16 protein-coding genes and 1 pseudogene are annotated in these 20,772 nt (G+C 69.9%); 16 read left to right on the top strand and 1 reads right to left on the bottom strand.

Going from position 1 to position 20,772, the window contains the following annotated elements; genetic code table 11:
- Nucleotides 1–211 precede the first annotated feature (211 nt).
- From KUM39_RS23645 to KUM39_RS23665, 5 genes are all read left to right on the top strand, one after another.
- Complete coding sequence (locus tag KUM39_RS23645; protein WP_246620634.1) at nucleotides 212–1,102, top strand: TetR/AcrR family transcriptional regulator; 891 nt, start codon at nucleotides 212–214, stop codon at nucleotides 1,100–1,102.
- Nucleotides 1,103–1,251: 149 nt separating this feature from the next.
- Nucleotides 1,252–1,713: a hypothetical protein gene (locus KUM39_RS23650; protein WP_308288217.1), complete on the top strand. Its 462-nt coding sequence runs from the start codon at nucleotides 1,252–1,254 to the stop codon at nucleotides 1,711–1,713.
- Nucleotides 1,710–2,354 (top strand): hypothetical protein, encoded by a 645-nt coding sequence (locus KUM39_RS23655; protein ID WP_217787782.1) that lies wholly within the window; start codon nucleotides 1,710–1,712, stop codon nucleotides 2,352–2,354. The genes KUM39_RS23650 and KUM39_RS23655 overlap by 4 nt, the downstream gene beginning before the upstream one ends.
- Before the next feature lie 241 nt (nucleotides 2,355–2,595).
- Nucleotides 2,596–7,368, top strand: coding sequence for a putative T7SS-secreted protein (locus KUM39_RS23660; RefSeq protein ID WP_217787783.1), 4,773 nt, complete (start codon nucleotides 2,596–2,598; stop codon nucleotides 7,366–7,368).
- A gap of 13 nt (nucleotides 7,369–7,381) precedes the next feature.
- Nucleotides 7,382–8,143: a hypothetical protein gene (locus tag KUM39_RS23665; RefSeq protein ID WP_217787784.1), complete on the top strand. Its 762-nt coding sequence runs from the start codon at nucleotides 7,382–7,384 to the stop codon at nucleotides 8,141–8,143.
- 359 nt (nucleotides 8,144–8,502) lie between these two features.
- On the opposite strand, the gene KUM39_RS23670 is transcribed toward KUM39_RS23665, so the two are convergent.
- Nucleotides 8,503–9,018 (bottom strand): MarR family winged helix-turn-helix transcriptional regulator, encoded by a 516-nt coding sequence (locus tag KUM39_RS23670; RefSeq protein WP_217787785.1) that lies wholly within the window; start codon nucleotides 9,016–9,018, stop codon nucleotides 8,503–8,505.
- A gap of 151 nt (nucleotides 9,019–9,169) precedes the next feature.
- On the opposite strand from KUM39_RS23670, the gene upp reads away from it, so the two are divergent.
- The 11 genes and pseudogenes from upp to KUM39_RS23725 all read left to right on the top strand — a co-directional run bounded on the left by upp (nucleotide 9,170) and on the right by KUM39_RS23725 (nucleotide 20,461).
- A complete protein-coding gene (upp, locus tag KUM39_RS23675) occupies nucleotides 9,170–9,835 on the top strand; it encodes a uracil phosphoribosyltransferase (RefSeq protein ID WP_217787786.1) in 666 nt (221 codons plus the stop codon).
- On the top strand, nucleotides 9,832–10,755 hold the full coding sequence (locus KUM39_RS23680) for an EamA family transporter (protein WP_217787787.1): 924 nt from the start codon (nucleotides 9,832–9,834) through the stop codon (nucleotides 10,753–10,755). Before upp ends, KUM39_RS23680 begins: the two co-directional genes overlap by 4 nt.
- Nucleotides 10,739–11,467, top strand: a complete 729-nt coding sequence (locus KUM39_RS23685; RefSeq protein ID WP_217787788.1) for an HAD family hydrolase — start codon at nucleotides 10,739–10,741, stop codon at nucleotides 11,465–11,467. The genes KUM39_RS23680 and KUM39_RS23685 overlap by 17 nt, the downstream gene beginning before the upstream one ends.
- A gap of 245 nt (nucleotides 11,468–11,712) precedes the next feature.
- A pseudogene (locus KUM39_RS23690) lies at nucleotides 11,713–15,542 on the top strand (non-ribosomal peptide synthetase family protein).
- Nucleotides 15,543–15,628: 86 nt separating this feature from the next.
- Nucleotides 15,629–15,883 (top strand): tautomerase family protein, encoded by a 255-nt coding sequence (locus KUM39_RS23695; protein ID WP_217787789.1) that lies wholly within the window; start codon nucleotides 15,629–15,631, stop codon nucleotides 15,881–15,883.
- Nucleotides 15,880–16,830 (top strand): pseudouridine-5'-phosphate glycosidase, encoded by a 951-nt coding sequence (locus tag KUM39_RS23700; protein ID WP_217787790.1) that lies wholly within the window; start codon nucleotides 15,880–15,882, stop codon nucleotides 16,828–16,830. The genes KUM39_RS23695 and KUM39_RS23700 overlap by 4 nt, the downstream gene beginning before the upstream one ends.
- Nucleotides 16,831–16,838: 8 nt before the next feature.
- Nucleotides 16,839–17,867, top strand: coding sequence for a ribose-phosphate diphosphokinase (locus KUM39_RS23705; RefSeq protein WP_217787791.1), 1,029 nt, complete (start codon nucleotides 16,839–16,841; stop codon nucleotides 17,865–17,867).
- Nucleotides 17,868–18,118: 251 nt separating this feature from the next.
- Nucleotides 18,119–18,640, top strand: a complete 522-nt coding sequence (locus KUM39_RS23710) for a site-specific integrase (RefSeq protein WP_217787792.1) — start codon at nucleotides 18,119–18,121, stop codon at nucleotides 18,638–18,640.
- The gene (locus KUM39_RS23715) at nucleotides 18,640–19,347 is read left to right on the top strand and encodes a hypothetical protein (protein ID WP_217787793.1); all 708 of its coding nucleotides are present in this window, start codon (nucleotides 18,640–18,642) and stop codon (nucleotides 19,345–19,347) included. The genes KUM39_RS23710 and KUM39_RS23715 overlap by 1 nt, the downstream gene beginning before the upstream one ends.
- A gap of 75 nt (nucleotides 19,348–19,422) precedes the next feature.
- A complete protein-coding gene (locus KUM39_RS23720; protein ID WP_217787794.1) occupies nucleotides 19,423–19,920 on the top strand; it encodes a hypothetical protein in 498 nt (165 codons plus the stop codon).
- Between the two features lie 370 nt (nucleotides 19,921–20,290).
- Complete coding sequence (locus tag KUM39_RS23725) at nucleotides 20,291–20,461, top strand: hypothetical protein (RefSeq protein ID WP_217787795.1); 171 nt, start codon at nucleotides 20,291–20,293, stop codon at nucleotides 20,459–20,461.
- The last annotated feature ends 311 nt before the right edge of the window (nucleotides 20,462–20,772 follow it).

A 20,772-nucleotide genomic window follows, 5' to 3' on the forward strand; every position in this document is an offset into this window, starting at 1 on the left:
GGGGCCGCGGCCCCCCCCCCCCCCGGCCCCCCCCAACACCCCCCCCCCGGCCCCGCCCCCCCCGGCCCCGCCTCGATCCGGTCGCCCTGCCCTGCCCCGATCCGGGTGCCCACCCCCGCCCCGATCCCCGGCACCCCCGCCACCCCGATCCGCCCCCTGAACAGCGCTCACCCTCCGGAGAACACTGTTCTCCCGCCCGTACACTGGCCCCATGACCGACGAGGCCGCCGACAAGTCCGTCTCCATGACTCCACCCCAGGGCACGAACCCGCCACGGAGTGCGAACCCCCCGCAGGGCACGCCCCCGCCTCCCTCTCCCTGGGAGCGTGAGCGCCCCGCGCGCCCGCAGGCGGCGCCCCCGCGCGCTCCGCTCTCCCGCGAGCGGGTGGTGGAGGCGGCGTTCACGGTGCTGGACCGCCAGGGGCTGGACGGGCTGTCGATGCGCCAGGTGGCGACGGAACTGGAGGTCGCGGTCTCCGCGCTCTACGCCCACGTCAGCTCCAAGGACGACCTGCTGGAGCTGATGTACACCCGTCTCTTCGACGGCTTCCGCATGCCCGCACCCGACCCCGCCCACTGGCGGGCCCAGGTGCGCGAGTACGCCCGCGCCGGTCGCCGACGCCTGCTCTCGCACCGGGACATGGCGCGGATCTCGATGGCCCACGTCCCCTTCACGGCCGAACTCCTGCCGCACGTCGAGGCGTTGCTCGCGGTCTTCCGTACCGCCGGGCTGCCCGACCGCATCGCGGCGGAGGCGGGCGACCTCATCTCCACCTACATCGACGGCTTCGTGCTCGAAGAGGGCATGTGGCAGGACCGCGCCGCACGGAACAGCGGCACCGACGCCTCCCTCGCCCGCCCCGACTGGCGCGAGATGGCCGACGAGATGCAGTCCTACTTCGCCTCCCTCCCCGCCGCCGACTTCCCCCACCTGCGCGCCCTCTCCGGCCTGATGGTCACCGACTCCTCCGACGAGCGCTTCGACATCGGCCTGGAAATCATCCTGCGCGGCCTGGCCAGCTACCTCCCGCCGGACGGAACCCCCCGAGACTCCCAACTCCCGCACACAGAAGGCGAGTCGGACCCCGCATCGCAGGTCTGAACGGAGACACCGCGACGGCACAGGAGCGCCCCGTTCCCGCCGAGACACGCACAATCCGTCCCCCTCCGTGCCCCCGAACCGCCAACCCCCTCGCCCGCGTCCTCCCTTACGCCCTACGGTGCCAACAGCCACCTACGCCGGGAGGAACCGTGCAGCAGCCGAGGACCGCGCTCGCGGAGCGGATCGCCGCGCGCAGGGAGGGAGGGGGCGGGGGAGACGCGGCGGACGACCCCCGCGCCCTCGTGGGCGAGACGAGGCGTGCGCTTCTCCTCGTTCCCGTCGCCAACGGCGGTTTGTGGAGCGTGCGTTCGGGCGGGGTGCGCTGGATCTGCGGGTTCACCGACGAGACCGCGCTGGCCCGGTTCGCCGTCCGGCACGCGCCCGGCGAGCGTCCGTTGGACTACGCGGCCCTGCGCGGCGCGCGCATCCTCGACGAGATCGTGCCCACCCTGGGCGAACCGGCCGGACTCGCCCTCGACATCGCCACGGAGGGCGCGGCGATGTTCTTCCCACCGGTCACCGGAATCGTCCCGGACGCGGTTGCCATCACGCCAAAAGGGCCATCGCTGAGGGAAGTTGCCGCCCACACCGTGACGGAGAACCGCCCATGAGCGACGACGCGGACCTGCGACTCGACAAGCCCTCCGTCGAGAGGTTCACCCGGGGCCTCGGTGCGACCATCGACCAGTTGGGCGAACTCGGCGGCCCTACCGGCTCGGTGCTCGGCAAGGGCTTCTCGGGGCTGGCGATGACGGGTATGGAGGCCGGGCACCACGGTCTGGCCGCCGACTTCGAGGATTTCTGCGGGCGTTGGGAGTGGGGGGTGCGGGCTCTCGTCCGGGACGCCAGTGAGATCGCCAACCGGCTGGGCCTGGCGGCGGGGACCCTGTGGGAGCAGGACCAGTACATCGGGGGCGCGTTGAAGGTGGGCGCCAGTTCGCTGCTCGGCGGGAACCCGCACGCGAGCGAGGACGACATCGCCGGGCAGAGCTGGGGTGATGTCGTGACGCCGGACTATCTGCACCCGGACTGGAGCGCCGAGTCGTTCGACAAGGCCGGGCAGGACATCGAGCAGACCTGGAAGGACACCGGCCGCACCGTTCTCACCGAGGGCAAGGGCGGACAGCAGTCACAGCTGCTCAACCAGGCGCTGGGCATCTCGGACGACCAGTGGAACCAGGCACTCGACCAGACTTTCGGACCGTCGCCGGAGCAGCGCGCGGAACAGCAGAGCGACTCCGGCGGCGACTGACCGCACCCCGCACCCCGCACCCACCCCGCACCCACCCCGCACCCACACCCGCACTCACATCAGCACGAGCACTCGCACCAGCACCCGCAGCACCCGAGCTCGCACCCGCACGAGCACTCGCAGCACCCGAGCTCGAACCAGCACCAGCACTCGTATCCGTACCCGTACCCGCAGAGGACAACGGGCCGCGCGCACCGTCGGCGCAGGACCGACTCACCACAGGCACAGGGGGCAACCACCGGTGGGCATAGGCGACTTCATCAGTGACATCACACCCGATTCGGTCGAGGATGCCGTCAAGGGCGGTGCCGCCTGGGTGGGTGACCGGGTCGAGGACGCGGGGGACTGGACCGCCGACCGGTTGCAGGACGTGGGGTGGGACTCGGGCGCCGACTGGGTGCGTGAGCAGTCCCGTTCGGTGGCGGACCGGCTGGGCGCGGAGGTGGACGAGCTGGACCTCGGGCAGACCGAGGACAGGACGAAGCTGATCTTCGGCAGTGTGGGCAAGATCCGGGCCACGTCCGAGCAACTCACCGCCTTCCAGGGCGCTTTCGACGACACCGGTGACGGGCTGAAGGACCTGGACTCCTCCCGGTTGAAGGGTGAGGCCGCCGACGCGCTGCGGACGACGCTGGGGAAGCAGCCGCCCAAGTGGTACGCCGGTGCGGACGCGTTCGCCGAGGCGGTCGGCGCGCTGGACGCGTTCGCGGACACCGTGAGCTGGGCACAGGGGCGGGCGCAGACGGCGATCGACAAGTGGAAGGAGGGGACGAAGGCGTCCGAGGAGGCCGCCGACGCCCACCGCGCGAAGGTCGTCGCCTACAACAAGGCCGCCGACCGCTACAACGCCCAGCCGCCGGACCGGCGCGACCCCGCCTCGCTTCCGCCGAAACCCGCCGAGACCTTCGAGGACCCCGGCCGCGGGCTGATGGAGGAGGCGCAGCGCATCCTCACCGAGGCCCGCACCCAGCGGAACTCGGCCGCCGAGACGGCACGTTCGGCGATCCGCGCCGCTCGTGACGCGGCCCCGCAGAAGCCGTCGTACGCCGAGCAGTTGAGGGACGGGTTCGATGAACTCCAGGTCATGGACGACCACGTGGCGGGCGGGCTGATCAAGGGCACGGCCGGGATCGTGAACTTCGTGCGGAGCGTGGACCCGCTGGACCCCTACAACCTCACGCACCCGGCGGAGTACTTCACGTCCCTGGACAGTCTCGCGGCCGGTCTGGTGGTGGCCGCCAATGATCCGGTCGGTACCGGCACCAACATGGTCAAGGACTTCATGAAGGACCCGGCCGAGGGGTTCGGGCGGCTGATTCCGGACATCGTGCTGACCGTGGCCACCGACGGCGGTGGGGCGGCGGTGAAGGGGGTGCGGGTCGCGGAGGACGCCGCCGAGGCGTCGCGGGTGCGCAGGCTGGTGGACGACGCCGACGAGGGCGCGCACCGCCGCCCCGACGGCGACCGTGTCACCGACGGTTCCGACCCGGTGGACCTCGCCACCGGCCGGATGTTCCTGCCGCAGACCGACGTGGTGATTCCCGGCATCCTGCCGCTGGTGTTCACCCGGCGTACCGAATCGGGCCTGGCCACCGGGCGGTTCCTCGGGCCGTCCTGGTCGTCCACGGCCGACGAGCGGCTGGAGATCGACGCGATCGGCGTCGTCCATGTCACCGCCGATGGCCTGCTGATCACGTACCCGCATCCCGTCCCCGGCGACCCCACCCGGCCCACGTCCGGCGCCGGACGCGCGCCGCTCGCCCGCGACGCCCAAGGCGACTACACCCTGACCGATCCCTACTCGGGCCTGGTCCGCCACTTCACCGCCCCCGCCGGTGCCGAACCGGGCGGCGACGGCACCGCGTGGCTCGCCGGTGTCACCGAGCGCAACGGCCACACCGTCACCCTCGACCGGGCCGACGACGGGCTGCCCCTGGCCCTCGTCCACTCGGCGGGAGCCCGGGTGACGGTGACCACGGCCGACGGCCGGATCACCGCGCTCGCCCTGGCCGGTGCGGGCCCGGACGGCAGGGACCTGCCGCTGATGGGCTACGGCTACGACGTCGCCGACCTCACCACCGTGACCAAGCCCTCCGGCGCCGTCACGGCGTTCCGGTACGACGAACGCCACCGTGTCATCGCCTGGACCGACTCCAACGACCGCCGCTACGACTACGCGTACGACGACGAGGACCGGGTCGTCGCCGAGGGCGGCGAGGCGGGCCACGTCCAGATCACCCTGGTGTACAGCGGTCCCGACCCCGCGACGGGCCACCGCACCACGGTCCTGACCACCGCGGACGGCCGTACCACCCGGCATCTGATCGGACCGGGCTGCCACATCCTGGCCACCACCGACGCCCTGGGCCACACCACCCGCTTCCGCCACGACGCGAGCGGCAACCTGCTCGCCCGCACCGACCCGCTGGGCGCCACCACCACGTTCACCCACGACGAAGCGGGCCACCTGACAGCGGCCGTCCGCCCCGACGGGTCCCAACTCCACATCACACGCGACCCGTTGGGGCTGCCGTCCGAGGTCGTCGGGCCGGACGGTGCCCGTACCGCGTACGCCTACGACGTCTGCGGCAACCGCACGGCCGTCACCGACGCGGCCGGGCACACCACCCGCAGTACCTACGACGACGCGGGCCGCCTCACCTCCGTCACCGACGCGCTCGGGAACACCACGCGCGTGGAGTGCGACGCGGCGGGCCTGGTCGTGGCGGTGACCGACCCCTCCGGCGCGACCACCCGCCCCGTGCGGGACGGGCTCGGCCGCCCGGTCCGGGTGACCGACCCGGCGGGCGGGGTCACCCGGCTCGCCTGGAGCGCGGACGGTGACCTCGCCCGCCGCACCGGACCGGGCGGCGACACCGAGACGTGGACCTACGACGGCGAGGGCAACTGCCTGACCCACACCGGCGCCTCCGGCGGTGTCACGGCGTACGAGTACACCCACTTCGACCTCCCGCTCGCCACCACCCGCCCCGACGGCACCCGCCACACCTTCGAGCACGACCGCGACCTGCGCCTCACCCGCGTCACGAACTCGCATGGAGCGAGCTGGAGTTACACCTACGACGCGGTCGGCAACATCGTCTCCGAGACCGACTTCGACGGGCGCACCCTGACCTACCGCGTGGACGCGACCGGTCGGCTCACCGAGCGCACCGACGCCCTCGGCGCCACCGTCGCCTTCGACCGGGACCCGCTCGGCCGCGTCCTGCGCAAGACCGTCGCGGACGAGGTGACGACGTACACCTACGACCCGGCCGGGCGGCTGCTGGAGGCGGTCGGTCCCGGGAGCGAACTGCGCTACCAGTACGACCGCCGTGGCCTGGTCAAGACCGAACTCGTGGACGGCCGCCCCCTCGCCTTCGCCTACGACGCCCTGGGCCGCCGCGTCCGCCGCACCACCCCCACCGGACACGTCACGACGTACACCTACGACTCCGCCGGACTCCCCGCCCGGCTCACCACCGGCGGACGGGAGATCGGCTTCGCCCATGACGCCGCCGGGCGTGAACTCATCCGTTCCGTAGGGGACTTGATTACCCTGACCTCGTCCTGGGACGGCGCCGGACGGCTCACCGCGCAGCGCGTCGCGGCGGGGGAGCGCACCGTCGGCAGCCGTGTCTACGGATACCGTCCGGACGGGCACCTCACCTCCGTCACCGACCGGCTGTCCGGCACCCGCACCTTCGACCTGGACCCGCTCGGCCGGGTCACCGCCGTCCACGCGGCGGGCTGGACGGAGCGGTACGCCTACGACGACGCGGGCAACCAGACCTCGGCCGACTGGCCCGACCGCCATCCGGGCGCCGAGGCCAGGGGCGAGCGCGCGTACAGCGGTACGCGCGTCGTCCGCGCCGGAGCCGTGCGCTTCGAGCACGACGCGCTCGGCCGGGTGACGCTGCGCCAGCGGCCCCGGCTGTCGCGCAGGGCCGACACCTGGCGCTACACCTGGGACGCCGAGAGCCGCCTCACCGCCGTCACCACCCCCGACGGCACCCGCTGGCGCTATCGGTACGACCCGCTGGGCCGCCGTACCGCCAAGCAGCGGCTCGCGGCCGACGGCGTGACCGTGGCCGAGGAGATCCGTTTCACCTGGGACGGCCTCACCCTGTGCGAACAGACCGCCCACGGGCCCGAATCCGCCCGCACCGTCGCCCTGACCTGGGACCACCGGGGCGCGGTACCTCTCGCGCAGACCGAGCGCGTCCTCACCGCCGACGCGCGGCAGGAGGAGATCGACCGCCGGTTCTTCGCCATCGCCACGGACCTCGTCGGCACCCCGACCGAACTCATCGACGAGACCGGCGCCGTCGCCTGGCGCACCCGCGCCACCCTCTGGGGCACCACCGCCTGGACCCGGGACAGCACCGCCTACACGCCGCTGCGCTTCCCCGGCCAGTATTTCGACCCCGAGACCGGACTCCACCACAACTGCTTCCGCCTCTACGACCCCGAGACCGGCCGCTACACCTCCCCGGACCCCTTGGGCCTCGGCCCCGCCCCCAACCCCCTCGCCTACGTGGGCAATCCGCAGGCGGGGTGCGATCCGTGGGGGCTGATGCCCAAGTACACCAAGGAGCAGAAGGCCCAGCAGGCCCGGCAGGACGCCCTCAAGACGATGGACGACACCATCGAGCGGGCCAGGAACGGCAGGATCAGAAAGGCCGGAAACTACCACGCCGACGATCACGGCTTCACCGAGGACATGGTCATGGACATCCTCAAGGAACCGGACGCCGTCTACCACTCCACGGGAGGCAGCGGGAACCTGATCTTCCGCAAGGGCGACGACGTGGTGGTGGTCCGCGGCGACCGCACCGGCGGCGGCAACGTCATCACGGCGTACGGCCCCTCCGGCGTCAAGGGGCCGTCCGGGGCCGAGGCGCTCGGCGGTCTGCCCACCGATCCCGGCGGCCCGATTACCCACACGGACGTCGTGGAAGGCAGGATTCCGGCGAAGAACGGCTTCATGCCCCCGGCGGAACAGGTCAGATGAGAGGGCGTCCCTCATGAGAATCAGCCTCGGCGACGGCTGCACGGCGACCGTCACGGGCGATCCGCTGCGTCTCGCGCCCCGTTTCGACATCGGCGACTTCCGGATCCGGGTCGCGCCCTACGCGGACGCGGCGGAGCGCGGGCGCTTCATCGCCGAGGCGTTCGGCAGCCGCCCCTGGCTGTGGGACACCCCGGACGAGCTGTGGTTCGACCGGACCGGGCGGGACCTGGCCGCCGCCGAGTTCCAGCTGCCCGGCGTGGAGGCCGCCGCCCCCGAGGACACGGCCCGCCTCCCCGCCACGCCCCCGGTCCGCCCCGGCGGCCTGCACGCGGACGAGGCCGCCGACTGCCACCTGGAGGTCACCTCGGAACTCCTCCGCGCCCCCGGCGACACGGCGCTGACCTGCCTGCGCGACCTGGACGTCCTGGACGCGCCGCTGGAGGCCCGGATCGGCATCGCCCCGAACCTGGCCCTCCTGGTCCAGGAGGGTGAAGTGGTCGGCTGGAGCCTCACGGACCCGGCCCGCCACGTGACCACCGGGTTTGCCGCGCCCAGCGCGGAGCCCCCGGCCCCGGCCACCCGCCGCGCCTTCACGGCCTGCCTCGACATCCTGACCACGCCCGTCTTCGACCGGGTACGGGCCGCCGACCCGGCCGCCCTCTCCGCACTCCGTGCGCTCCACCACGCCCTGCGCACCCAACGGGACGACCGGCACCGCGCCGAGGCGCTGCTCGTCTTCACCGGGGGTTTGCTGGAGGACCACGGGGGAGAGTGAGGGCGGAGGACACCAAGAGAACCCCAGGGGCCAAGGGACGCGGGAGGCCCGGGGGTGTTCACGAGTGGGGTTGGCCAGCGCCTTCACGGCTCACCAAAGATCGTTCCCCGTGTGCGTAATGATCATTGCCCGAGGCTGGGGTCCAATTCGTCGATTCGAGCGGGCCGGGAGTCTGCCCGGTTGCCCGGAAGAGGCCGGACTCCCGCCTGGGGCGGGCCCGTCCACGCCCAGACTCGTTGCAGGCACGTTGGTGACGGCGGCAGGCGCAGCTGCTGTACGGCGAGGTCGACACCTGGACGCCGACCGCCTCGGGCAGGAACTCCTGGTCTACGGAGCCGCTCCCGACCGCGCGCGGGCCGTCAACCGGACGATTCTGCCTGGGGAGCTGTGTCTCCAAGGCTGAGCAGGAGTTTGCGGAGTAGGTGGTTGAGGCTTTCGCATTCGTCTGCTTGGAGGCCACTGAGTAGGCGGCGCTCGTTCTCTACGTGGCTTGCCACGACGCGGTCGACAAGTGCCCATCCTTCGTCGGTGAGGGTGATGAGCAGTCGGCGGCGGTTGTCGGGGTCGGCCTGACGCGTCACCAGGTCGCGGCGTACCAGGTGGTCCACCCGGTTGGTCAGTGCGGAGGAACCGACCATCGAGGTCGCCACGAGGTCCTTCGGAGTCAGGGTGTGCGGGGGGCCGGCGCGCCAGAGGGTGGCCAGCACATCGAACTCCCATGCCTCAAGGCCGTGGGTGTGCATGTGGTCGCTGATCTCCTTGGAGAGCAGCCGGTAAGCGCGGTGGATACGGCCGATGGGCGCCATGGGTGAGACATCCAGATCTGCTCTTTCATCAGCCCATTGATTGAGGATCATGTCGACTACGTCGTTCATTCGGCACCTGAGAATTCAACATCGAACTGTTTGACGTGAGGCTACCACCCTCCTAGCATCGTAAACGGTTCGACATCGGAACGTTCAGAAGCGTACGTTTCGACATGAGGCTGAAGGCGCGGCGACCGCTGCGCCCGGAGGGGGACTTGCCATGACAACGGTCGGCAACGTGGTTCTGCTGCCGCAGACCAACCAGCTACGTGCGATGCACACGGTCATACGTGACAAGAACGCGTCTCAAGGAGACTTCACGGTCTTCTCCCGACGGATCATCCGCCTGCTTCTTGAAGCGGGTCTGGACCTGCTGCCCTTCGAAAAGCGCGAGGTCATCACGCCAGTGGGCCAGACCTACTACGGACTGGGGTTCACCCCGCGCCTGTGCGGTGTGTCGGTGGTCCGTGCGGGCGAGAGCATGGAGGCGGAGCTGCGCGAGATGATGCCCGGCATCGGCATTGGGAAAATCCTGATTCAGCGGGACAAGCAGACCAAGCTTCCTGATCTGCTCTACAAGAATCTTCCCGCCGGCATCGCTGAAGGTCATGTCCTGTTGCTGGAGCCCATGCTCGCCACAGCGGGCTCGGCGCTCGCTGCCCTTGACGTGTTGCGCAGCAGTGGGGTTCAGGACGAGAACATCGTGCTGATCAACTTCCTGGCCTCGCCGCAGGGGCTTGAGCGCGTCGGCCGCGCAGCCCCGGCCGTGCGGATCGTGACGTCAGCCGTGGAGGACGGCCTCAACGAACACGCCTTCATGGTCCCGGGGATCGGGGACTTCGGGGACAGGTTCTTCGGCACGCTCCCGCGGGCCCGAGTCTCATGAAAGACCGAACCGGGCTCGACTCGGCACTGACGGCTCTGGCCCCTATGGTGTGGGGCAGTACCTACCTGGTGACCACCCAACTTCTGCCGCCGGACCGGCCCTTGCTCGCGGCGGCGGTCCGGGCCCTGCCAGGCGGGCTGATCCTCACCGCAGCAGGCCGGACGCTGCCGCGCGGCCGGTGGTGGTGGCGTGCTTTTGCCCTGGGAGCCCTGAATATCGGAGTCTTCTTCTACCTGCTCTTCGTCGCTGCGTACCACCTGCCCGGTGGCGTGGCCTCACTCGTGGGGTCCATCCAACCGGTTTTCGTCCTGCTGCTGTCGGCACTGTTACTGCGGGACAAAGTACGCGGCAGGCAGGTCGCCGCGTGCCTGCTTGGGACGCTCGGCGTCGGGCTGCTGGTCCTGGGCCCCAAAGCCGGCCTCGACATCGTGGGAGTGCTCGCCGGTATGGGCGGGGCCGCCTGCATGGCAGCCGGGATCGTGCTCACCAAGCGCTGGGGCCGTCCGCCGGGTGTCAGCCTACTCACCTTCACCGGCTGGCAGCTCGCCGTCGGTGGCCTGCTGCTCACCCCTGTGGCCTTGTTCGCCGAAGGACTTCCTGCACGCCTGAGCGGGTCCAACGTCGTCGGCTTCGGCTATCTCAGCTTCATCGGTGCGCTCCTGGCCTACGCCGTCTGGTTTCGCGGCATCGAGCGGCTGCCCGCGCTGACGGTCTCGATGCTCGGCTTCACCAGCCCGCTCGCGGCGACTGTCCTCGGTTACGTCTTCCTTCACCAGCGACTGACGCTCGTGCAGGCAGCGGGGGCGGTGGCAGTGGTGGCCGCGGTCCTGCTGGCCCAGCAACTGCCCGTACGAAAAGACCGACAGCACGACGACACCGACCATATGAAGGAGCCGGCCTCTCATGACCCAGTCGCCTGAAATCGCCGAGGCGGCGCAGCTCCCGGCTGCGCCAGGCGGAGGAGCGGTCACGACGCGCCTGGTCCTGTTCGACCTCGACGGCACCCTCATCGACACGCCGAACGCCATCGTCAACACCTTCACCGACACGTTCGCCTCGCTCGGCATCCACGGCATCACCGCCGACGCGATCCGCAGCACCATCGGCCGCCCCCTGGCTGAGGCCTTCGCGCACCTCGTCGGTCTCCCCACCACAGCCGCACAGGTGGAAGCGGCCGTCGAGCGGTACCAAGTGCTGTATCGCGAACGGATAGTGCCCCAAGCCCGCACACTGCTGTATTCGGGCGTGGCCGAAGGCCTCGCCCGGCTGGGCAGCAACGGCATGATCCTTGGCGTCGCCACCAGCAAGTTCACGGCAAGCGCCGAGGCGCTGCTGGCTGCGGCCGGCATTCGTGACCACTTCGACATGGTCGTCGGCGCGGACGCCGTCACCCAGCCGAAGCCGGCCCCGGACGCAGGCCTCCTCATCGCCGCAGAACTCGGTCACCACCCGAGCCGAGCAGTCATGGTCGGAGACACAACGCACGACGTGTTCATGGCTCACAACGCCAACATGCGCTCCATCGCCGTCACGTATGGCATCCACACTCCAGCCCAACTCGAAGCCGCCAGGCCCACGTGGATGGAACAGACATTCCCGGCAGCCGTCGATCGCATCCTCAGCGGCGACTAGAGCACCGATCGCGATCATCCAACTCGTACGGCCGCCGTCCGCTCGCAGGGGACGGCGGGGGGTGTCCAGCCACTTGGCACTGTGACCGCTGCAACCGCTCCGCGCGGTGACCGCGATCGGGGCGTCGTCCCCGCTCGCCCTCACGCTGACGCAACCAGGCCACCACCGGCACAGCCATCTCGGGCTACAGGGGCGGACGTATCACTCATAACCGACACACCGGTTTTTTTGGGGGGCCACCAGCAATGAGCATCCAGGCACCGATATCGAGAGTGTTCTACAAGTACGCGTCGCTGCGCAGCCTGCTGCACCATCAGGCGCAGCTGCGCCCCGGCGACATCGCGGTCACCGCCGCCGACGGCGACCTTACCTTCCACGAACTCAAGGCCGAGGCCGACCGGTTGGCAGCCCACCTGCACGCACTCGGCGTCGCACCCGACACCTGTGTCGGGCTCTACGCCGAACCCTCCGCCGACCTGGTGACCGGCGTATGGGGCATCCTCACCGCCGGCGCCGCCTACCTGCCGCTGTCACCCGACTACCCCGAGGCCCGGCTGAGGTACATGGTCGAGAACGCGGGCGCCCGAGTCGTCGTCACCCAGCCGCACCTGCGTGACCGGCTCCATCGCCTGGTCCCTGAGGGCACGACGGTGGTCACTGCCGCCGACACCCAGGCAGCCGGAGCATCTTTCCCGCTCCCCGACGTGCAGAGCGACCACCTCGCCTATGTCATTTACACATCCGGCAGCACGGGCAAGCCCAAGGGCGTGATGATCGAGCAGCGCAGCATCGTCTCGCAGCTGCGTTGGCTGGAAAACTGTGGCCACCTTGGCGCGGACGTGTCCATCCTGCAGAAGACGCCGATGAGCTTCGACGCCGCCCAGTGGGAGATCCTGGCTTGCGCAGTCGGCGCCCGAGTTGTCATGGGCACCCCCGGGCTCTTCCGGGACCCGGAGGGCATCATCACCACGATCTGCGAGCACCGGGTGACCGCCTTGCAGGGCGTGCCGACGCTGCTGCAGGCGCTTGTGGACACCGAAGAGCTCGGCGCCTGCGCGTCCCTGACTCGCATCTTCTCCGGCGGGGAGGCCCTCACCCGAGCCTTCGCGCAGGATCTGTTCCGCGCGCTGCCCGGCGTGTCGCTGGTCAACCTGTACGGCCCGACCGAGACGACCATCAACGCCACCTCGTTCTGGGTCGATCCCGACGCCCTCGACCAGTCGTCTCCCGGAATCGTTCCGGTCGGCGTCCCGGCCGACAACGTCACCTGCTACATCCTGGACGCCGACCGCCAGCCGGTGGACATCGGCGAGAGCGGGGAGCTGTTCATCGGCGGCATCCAGGTGGCTCGCGGTTACATCGGATTGCCTGAAGTGACGCAGGAACGTTTCCTCGTATCGCCGTTCAACCCCACCGAGCGCCTCTACCGCACGGGCGATCTCGCCCAGTGGAACCCTGACGGCACGATCCAGTTCATGGGCCGCACCGACAACCAGGTCAAGTTGCGTGGCCACCGGGTGGAGCTGGAGGAGGTCGCCTCGCGGATCGAGGAGCACACCTGGGTACGCAAAGCAACGGCGGTCGTCGCCGACGACTCCCGCACCGGTGGTAAGGCCCTCGTCGCCGCGGTCGAGCTCAACGAGCGTACGGCCGCGGTGATGGACCAAGGACGCGGCGACGCCGGTCACCACCAGTCGAAGACGTCGAAGCTCCAGGTCAAAGCCCAACTGTCCAACCCTGGTCTGCGCGAGGCGCGGCAACTGACGGGCCGCAAGGTCATCGACCTGCCCTGCCTCGAGGGCACCGAGGAGCAGCGGCAGGCGGCCTTCGCCCGCAAGACCTACCGGTTCTACGACGGCGGTGAGATGACCGTCGACGACGTGCTCGCGCTGCTCGCCCCGCGCTCGGTCGAGGCTGCCGCTGCGCGAGAAGTAACCGACCTGACGCTTGACGAACTCGGCACGCTCTTCAGGTGGTTGGGCCCGTTCCACAGCGAGGAACGGCTGCTGCCGAAGTACGCCTACGCCTCGCCCGGGGCCCTGTACGCCGCACAGCTGTACCTGGAGATCGACGGGCTGGCGGGCCTGTCGGGCGTCTACTACCACCACCCCGTCGACCACACCCTGGTCCGCGTCGGTGACCTCCCCGAAGCCGGCCGGACCCCCGGACTGAAGCTGCACTTCCTCGGCAAGCGGCAGGCCATCGAGCCCGTCTACAAGAACAACATCGTCGAGGTGCTCGAGTTCGAGGCCGGTCACATGCTCGGAGTGTTGGCGGAGGTCCTGCCCCGCCACGGCCTGACCATCAACCCGGTGGGCTTCGACCCCGCCGCCAAATCACTGCTCGACGTGGCCGACGAGGACCACTACCTCGGCACCTTCGCCATCACCGCGCACGACGACCGGCCGCGCCCGGACGAGGTCGAGCTGTTCGTGCAGGCACACGGCGACCGAGTGGCCGGGCTGCCGGCGGGCTTGTACCGCTACCGGAACGGCGAACTGCAGTTTCTGGGCGAGCAGGTGGTGGAGCGGCGGCACGTCATCGCCATCAACCAGGGTGTGTACGACCGAGCGTCGATCGGTATCAACGCGGTCTCCCGCGCGGGGGAGGAATGGAGGCACTACATCGCGCTGGGCACGCTGCTGCACCGCCTCCAGCGCACCGCGGGCATGGGCTTCATGTCGTCCGGCTACTCCTCGAAGACGGGCAATCCGTTGCCGGCCTCCCGGCGCCTGGACGACCTGCTCGCCGCCGCAGACATCCCTGCGGCCCCTGCCTCGTACTTCTTCGTCGGCGGTCTCGTCACCGCCGAGCAGGCCGCGCACCAGGGTATGAACGAGGACGCCGTACACACCAAGGGCCCGGCGGAGATGATCCGCGACGACCTCGCGCAGTTCCTGCCCGACTACATGATCCCCTCGCGGGTGGTCGTGGTGAACGAACTGCCGCTCACTGCCAACGGCAAGATCGACGCCAAGGCCACCGCGCAGCTGCCGGAGGTGACCGCAGTCCGCGCCTCGGCGGTCTACGTCGCCCCGGCGACGCCGACCGAGCAGTGGCTGGCGGCCGTGTGGGGCCGGTTGCTCAAATACGACAGCGTCTCCACCCGCGATGAGTTCTTCGCGGCGGGCGGTAATTCCCTGCCGTGGCGCTGGTGAACCGGATCAACAAGGAGTTCGGCACGCAGCTCCCGCTCCAAGTGGTCTTCGAGACGCCGAAGTTGGAGGACCTGGCCGCCCGCGTCGACGGCGGTTCGCCGGTGCGCAGCTCCCGTCTGGTGCCGCTCAACCCCGGCGGCTGCGGCACCCGGGTGTTTGCCTGGCCGGGCCTGGGCGGTTACCCGATGAACCTGTGGCTGCTTGCCCAGGGCGTCGGCCTCGACCGGCCGGTGACCGGCATTCAGGCGCACGGCATCAACCACGGCGAGGTGCCGTACCCCACGATCCGGGAGATGGCGATGGCCGACGTCGCCGAGATCCGCCGGGTCCAGCCCTTGGGACCGTACACGCTGTGGGGCTACTCCTTCGGCGCCAGGGTGGCCTTCGAGGCGGCCTGGCAGCTAGAGCAGTTCGGCGAAAAGGTGGAGAACCTGTTGCTGATCTGCCCCGGCAACCCCCAGCTGCGGGAGCAGGACGGACAGCGGTGGGGCCGCGAAGCCTCCTTCACCAACCCGGCCTACCTCACCATCCTGTTCTCCGTGTTCTCCGGCACCGCCCACGGCCCCGCCGTACAGGCCTGCCTGCGTGAGGTCACGGACGAGGACTCCTTCGTGGCCTTCGTGCACCAGCGGATACCTGCCCTGGACGAAGGGACGATTCGCCGCATCACGCGGGTCGTCGCCGAAACGTACGAGTTCGATTACACCTTCCGCGAACTGCAGGAGCGCCGGATTGAAGCCCCTGTGACGATCTTCAAGGCGCGCGGCGACGACTACTCCTTCCTGGAGAACAGCTCCGGCTACTCCGCCCGGCCGCCCCAGGTGATCGACCTCGACGGCGACCACTACAGCGTGCTGAAGAAGCATGGCGTGGGGGAACTGATCACCAACATCCGCCACCTCGATGGCCGTAAGTAGCCGAGCGCCCCTCGCAAAGCCCCTCGCCCCGCGAGTTCCCCCGCCGCGGGGCGAGGTCCTCACCACACCGAAAGGGACCTGCTGCCGTGCCGCACGTCAGTATCAAGCACTTCTCCCGTACGTTCACCGAGGCTGAGAAGGCCGACCTGGTCACCTCGTTGACCGACATCGTCACCCGGGTCTTCGGCACCGGTCCGGGAGTGGTGTCCGTCGCCGTGGAACCGGTCGAGCCGTCCGTGTGGACGGACACCGTGTACCAGCCCGAGATCGAGGCGAAGGCGCACCTGCTGTGGAAGCAGCCGAACTACTCCGAGCCCACCCCGACCGAAGGAACCCGATGAGTCCCGCGCGCTCCGCAATCCCGATCATCTGCACCGAAGAGGTCCGCGAGGCCCTGCACGAGGGCCGCCCGGTCGTCGCGCTGGAGTCCAACGTCATCACACACGGCCTGAAGTACCCCCACAACGCCCAGACGGCGCTTGAGGTTGAAGCCGCCGTGCGCAAGGGCGGCTCGATCCCGGCGACCGTCTGCATCGAGGACGGCGCGATCCGCATCGGCATGACCGAGCAGGACATCGAGCGCTTCGCGTCCGAGTCCGGTATACCGAAAGTATCCAGCCGCGACCTGCCCGTGGTGCTGGCCCGCGGCGGCCGCGGCGCCACCACCGTCGCCTCCTCACTGGTCGCGGCCGAACTCGCCGGGATCCCGTTCTTCTCCTCGGCCGGCCTGGGCGGCGTCCACCGCGGCGCGGAGATGACGATGGACATCTCCTCGGACCTGATCCAATTGACCCGCTCCAAGGTCGCGGTCGTCTGCGCCGGCGCGAAGATGATCCTCGACCTGAAGCTGACCATGGAGTACCTGGAGACACACTGCATCCCGGTGATCTCCCACGGCTCCGACGACTTCCCCGCGTTCTACTGTGCCTCCAGCGGCCTGAAAGCCCCGCACCGCATCGACGACGAGAACCTGATCGCCAGAGTCGTCGCCACACATTGGGCCGCCGGCCACCCCGGCGGTGTCGTCATCACCACGCCGCCGCGCGAAGAGGACGCCGTCGACCCCGCCGAGGCCGAGGCCGCGATCGCCGATGCGCTCGCGCAAGCCGAGCGGGACGGGGTCAGCGGCCAGGGTCTGACCAAGTACCTGATGCACGCTGTCGACAGAGCCACCGGGGGCCGTACCGCACAGGCCAACATGGCCGTCCTCATCTCCACGGCCGAGATCGGAGGCCGCATGGCCGCCGCCTACGCCCACCGCCAAGCCGCCAGCTCCGGACAACGGTAAGGAAGCTCATGCCCTCCCTGTTCGATTCCATCACACTGGGCAAGACCGAAGGGAAGCGTCCAGCGAAGCCGGTCGTGCGGTCCGCCGAGCACCGGCTGCTGCTGTTCACCGGGCGGGCCCACCCAGACCTCGCCGAACGCATCGCCGCCGGACTCGGCACGGCCCTCGTTCCCACCCAGGCGCGGGACTTCGCCAACGGCGAGATCTACGTCCGCCACGAGGAATCGGTGCGCGGAGCGGACTGCTTCGTCGTCCAGTCGTACACCAACCCCATCAACACGTGGATCATGGAACAACTCCTCATGATCGATGCGTTGAAACGGGCTTCCGCCCGCAGCATCACCGTCGTGGCCCCCTTCTACGGCTACTCGCGACAGGACAAGAAGCACAAGGGCCGCGAGCCGATCTCGGCCCGGCTGCTGGCAGACCTGCTCACGGCCGCCGGAGCCGACCGGATCATCACCATCGACCTGCACACCGATCAGATCGTGGGCTTCTTCGACGGCCCCGTCGATCACCTCTTCGCGATGCCCATCCTCGCCGACCACGTTGCCGGACTCACCGACCACGACCGGCTGACGGTGGTGTCCCCAGACGCCGGGCGGGTGCGGGTAGCTGATCGGTGGTGCGACCGGCTGGGCGTACCACTCGCCATCGTCCACAAGAAGCGGGACAAGGACGTCGCGCACCAAGTGAGCGTGCACGAAGTGGTAGGCGATGTGGAGAACCGAGTCTGCGTGCTGGTGGACGACATGGTGGACACAGCCGGCACAATATGCGCGGCGGCCGAGGCTCTCTACGACGCCGGTGCGCAGGACGTCATCGTCGCCGCAACGCACGGCATCCTGTCCGGGCCGGCCGTCGACCGCCTGAAGAACAGCAAGGTCAGCCGATTCGTCTTCACCGACACCCTGCCGACGGCCGCTGCGACCGGCCTGGACAAGGTCGAGGTCCTGTCCATCGCCCCGCTGATCGCTCAGGCGATACGGGAGATCTTCGAGAACGGTTCGGTGACGAGCCTTCTGCAAGACCTGTAGGGCGCCCCGTCGGGCCTGTACGGCGACGCGCAAGACGAGCGCCGTACAGGTCTGTCCTGCGCACGGGAGCCGACTTCGCCCGCGGATGGCCGGTCCGACGAGCAAGGGGCCAGCCCGGCAGCACCGTCCAGACCTGCCGCTGCTGGCTGCGCCGCACACGTGAGGCGATTGTGTGGGTGCAGCGCGGCGAGGCCCCGTCGGTAAGGATCGCGTCTCCGCGCAAGCCACAACCATCCTACGAGAAAGGCGAGTTGGTCAGGATCCGCGACTGGGTCGGGAATCTGCTGGGACGGGCGCGGTTGGACGGCCTGGCGCTGATGGCACTCAGCGTCGGCTGCGGCCTCACCCCCGGTGAACTCCGCCAAGTCCGCGGTCATCACATCGACATCGCCAGCGGTGTTCCGGTGCTGGACGAGGACCTGCTGGGTCGGCTCGTGGCCTGCTGGGCAGGCTGGAGCGTCGTACTGGCAGAGCTGGCCGAGGCCGCCGGAGAGGACTACCTGTTCCGGCCCGGACGGAAGGTCGCGGCGGCGAAGAACCTGGTGTCGTCCTGGCCGGCCCGCCACCGGCCTCCCGCCGGGCTGCCGCCGCTGTCGGCCCGACGGCTGCGTTCGACGTGGATCGTTGGACTGCTCTCGGAGGGCATCAGCCCGTCCGTGGTCGCCGCGGCTGCCGGGATGTCCTCGCCAGCCGGACTCGCTCCTTACCACCAGTGGGTCCCTCCTCTTCCGCGTAGGGAGGTCATCCGGCTGCTGCACGGACACCGCCGGTGATGGCCCGCCCGGCGGCGGACGAGACGGCCGCACGCGCTCTGCGGCCCCGTGTCCGCCCGGGAAAAATCACGAAGATCGAGGACTCCAAGGTCGGTCAGCTGCTCACCCTGCTCGACCGCTCCGGCGTGCCCCAGCAGTTGGAGGAACTCCTGGCCGGGCGGCCGGGCCCGGCGGGGGTGCGTCCGCGCACCGTGCTGGCCGGACTGCTGCTGGCCGCCTACTACACCTGTCGGGCCACCATCGCCGAAGCCTGGCGCATCCTTCACTTCCGCCTCGAACCCAGAGCCCGCACCTGGCTGGGCATCCCCCAGCAGTCCCCGGTGACGGCACGGGAGTGCATCGCGGCCAGCCGCCGCCTCTACCGAGGCTTCGACCGCATCACCACCATCCTGGACCCGGCGCGCTGCGACCGCCGCTCCCGCCTGCCCCAGGAGATCGCCGGCGCCTACGCGGACGCCTGGAACGTCCCCTCCGGCCGCCAGGCCGCCGAGCGGCTCCAGCTGTTGGCCAACCAGCTGGTCCTCACCCCGGTCCGCCTCGCCCACAAGCACGGTCACCTGCGCGGCTGGCGCGGGGACGTGGGCGTGGATGCCACCTCCATCCCCGTGCTGGTCCGTCCCGCCAGTGACCGCACCCCGACCGCGCCGGTTGAGATCACCGCAGGCTGGCACTACAGCGGCGGCTCCGGCGAGGGCACCTTCGGCTAAAGCGCCAGCTTCGTCGTCGCGGCCCACCGCCGCCGCCCCGGCAAGAAGGCCGGCAAACCGACCGCCTACCCGCAGATGTGCGTCGGCCTGGTCCTGGAGACCCCCACCGTCCGCACCGGCCGCAATGCGGTCCTCGCCCTGGAAGAACTGTCCGCACTCGGAGTGCCGGCGGGCACCTGCGCAGCCGACCGTGCCTACACCGGGTGCTCTCCCGAGAACTTCCAGATCCCCGTCCGCCGCCTCGGCTACCGCCTCGCCCTTGACTACAAGGTCAACGACCGCGATCCGCAGGGCAGCTGGCAGGGCGCCCTGCTCGTCGACGGCTCCCTCGCCTGCCCCCACATGCCTGGCGCACTGGTGCAGGCCACCCGCGGACTGGACGACAAAGCCGTACGCGAGATCCACGAAAACCAGCAGCTCACCGAACACATCACCGCCCGCGAGCCGCACTACCTCAAGACCAAACAAGGCCCCGACGCCCGAGACGCCATCCGCCTCCAGTGCCCGGCCGCCGGACCGTCCCCGTCGGTGAACTGCGCACGCCGCGACCGCCTCCGCCCCCGCACACCCTGAACCCCGGGCCCGCCCACCGCAGTGGTCGACTTCAGCGACAGCCGCAAACGCGCCGCCCACCCCGCCGCCCGGCCCACCGTCCAGCTCCCCCAGGACGAATGGCTTAACCCCCCCACCGGGGGACGAACTGCGTCGCGTCTGCAGCAAATCCGACATCACCGTCCCCGCCGACGCCTCCGGAGACATCAAGACCGCCAAGTTCCGGCAGGACAGCCACTATCTGTCCGACGACTGGACCGCCGCCTACAAACCCATCCGCTCCCACAACGAAGGCATCCACGGCCGCCTCAAGGGCGACGAGATCGACATCGGCAACCCGAAACACCGCCCGGCACCGGGCCAGGCAGCCCAGACGCTCCTCGTCGCCCTCATGGTCACCGCCGGAAACCTCGACATCCTCGAGACCTGGCTCTACCAGCGCACCGGCACCCAGCTCACCGACACCGTCTTCGACAACACCGATCCCCAGCCACCAACACCACGGGAGACGGAACCACCCGCAGAGACCGGACGGCCGCCGCCACCCACCACAGGCAGCTGAACCACAAGAACCGAACACGACCACAACCAGCCCCGGCACCCCGGGGCTGGTTGCAATGCATGCGACACGGAAAAGCGGGACAGCGAAACGGCCACGCTCGACGCCCGCCGCCATCCACCACCCCGAACAGCATCGAACAGATCCCGGAAACGACGAAGATCCCGCGCGATCATCATGATCGCCGGGATCTCGTCAACCGACCTTGAGTTAACTCAAGAACGGCCGGCCCGGGGACCCAGGAGGCTCCGGGGATCACTGTCAGGACGGGGGGCGTCGGCATGCGTGAGAAATCGAGAACACTCTTGCCGGAA

Origin of the sequence: Streptomyces corallincola (genome assembly GCF_019104725.1) — a bacterium.
GTDB lineage: Bacteria > Actinomycetota > Actinomycetes > Streptomycetales > Streptomycetaceae > Streptomyces > Streptomyces corallincola.

Bases quoted from the DNA above. Each gene is read 5' to 3' on its own strand.
- KUM39_RS23645 (WP_246620634.1), top strand. From the start codon at position 212: ATGACCGACGAGGCCGCCGACAAGTCCGTCTCCATGACTCCACCCCAG.
- KUM39_RS23655 (WP_217787782.1), top strand. From the start codon at position 1,710: ATGAGCGACGACGCGGACCTGCGACTCGACAAGCCCTCCGTCGAGAGG.
- KUM39_RS23665 (WP_217787784.1), top strand. From the start codon at position 7,382: ATGAGAATCAGCCTCGGCGACGGCTGCACGGCGACCGTCACGGGCGAT.
- KUM39_RS23670 (WP_217787785.1), bottom strand. From the start codon at position 9,018: ATGAACGACGTAGTCGACATGATCCTCAATCAATGGGCTGATGAAAGA.
- upp (WP_217787786.1), top strand. From the start codon at position 9,170: ATGACAACGGTCGGCAACGTGGTTCTGCTGCCGCAGACCAACCAGCTA.
- KUM39_RS23680 (WP_217787787.1), top strand. From the start codon at position 9,832: ATGAAAGACCGAACCGGGCTCGACTCGGCACTGACGGCTCTGGCCCCT.
- KUM39_RS23685 (WP_217787788.1), top strand. From the start codon at position 10,739: ATGACCCAGTCGCCTGAAATCGCCGAGGCGGCGCAGCTCCCGGCTGCG.
- KUM39_RS23700 (WP_217787790.1), top strand. From the start codon at position 15,880: ATGAGTCCCGCGCGCTCCGCAATCCCGATCATCTGCACCGAAGAGGTC.
- KUM39_RS23705 (WP_217787791.1), top strand. From the start codon at position 16,839: ATGCCCTCCCTGTTCGATTCCATCACACTGGGCAAGACCGAAGGGAAG.
- KUM39_RS23715 (WP_217787793.1), top strand. From the start codon at position 18,640: ATGGCCCGCCCGGCGGCGGACGAGACGGCCGCACGCGCTCTGCGGCCC.
- KUM39_RS23720 (WP_217787794.1), top strand. From the start codon at position 19,423: ATGTGCGTCGGCCTGGTCCTGGAGACCCCCACCGTCCGCACCGGCCGC.
- KUM39_RS23725 (WP_217787795.1), top strand. From the start codon at position 20,291: ATGGTCACCGCCGGAAACCTCGACATCCTCGAGACCTGGCTCTACCAG.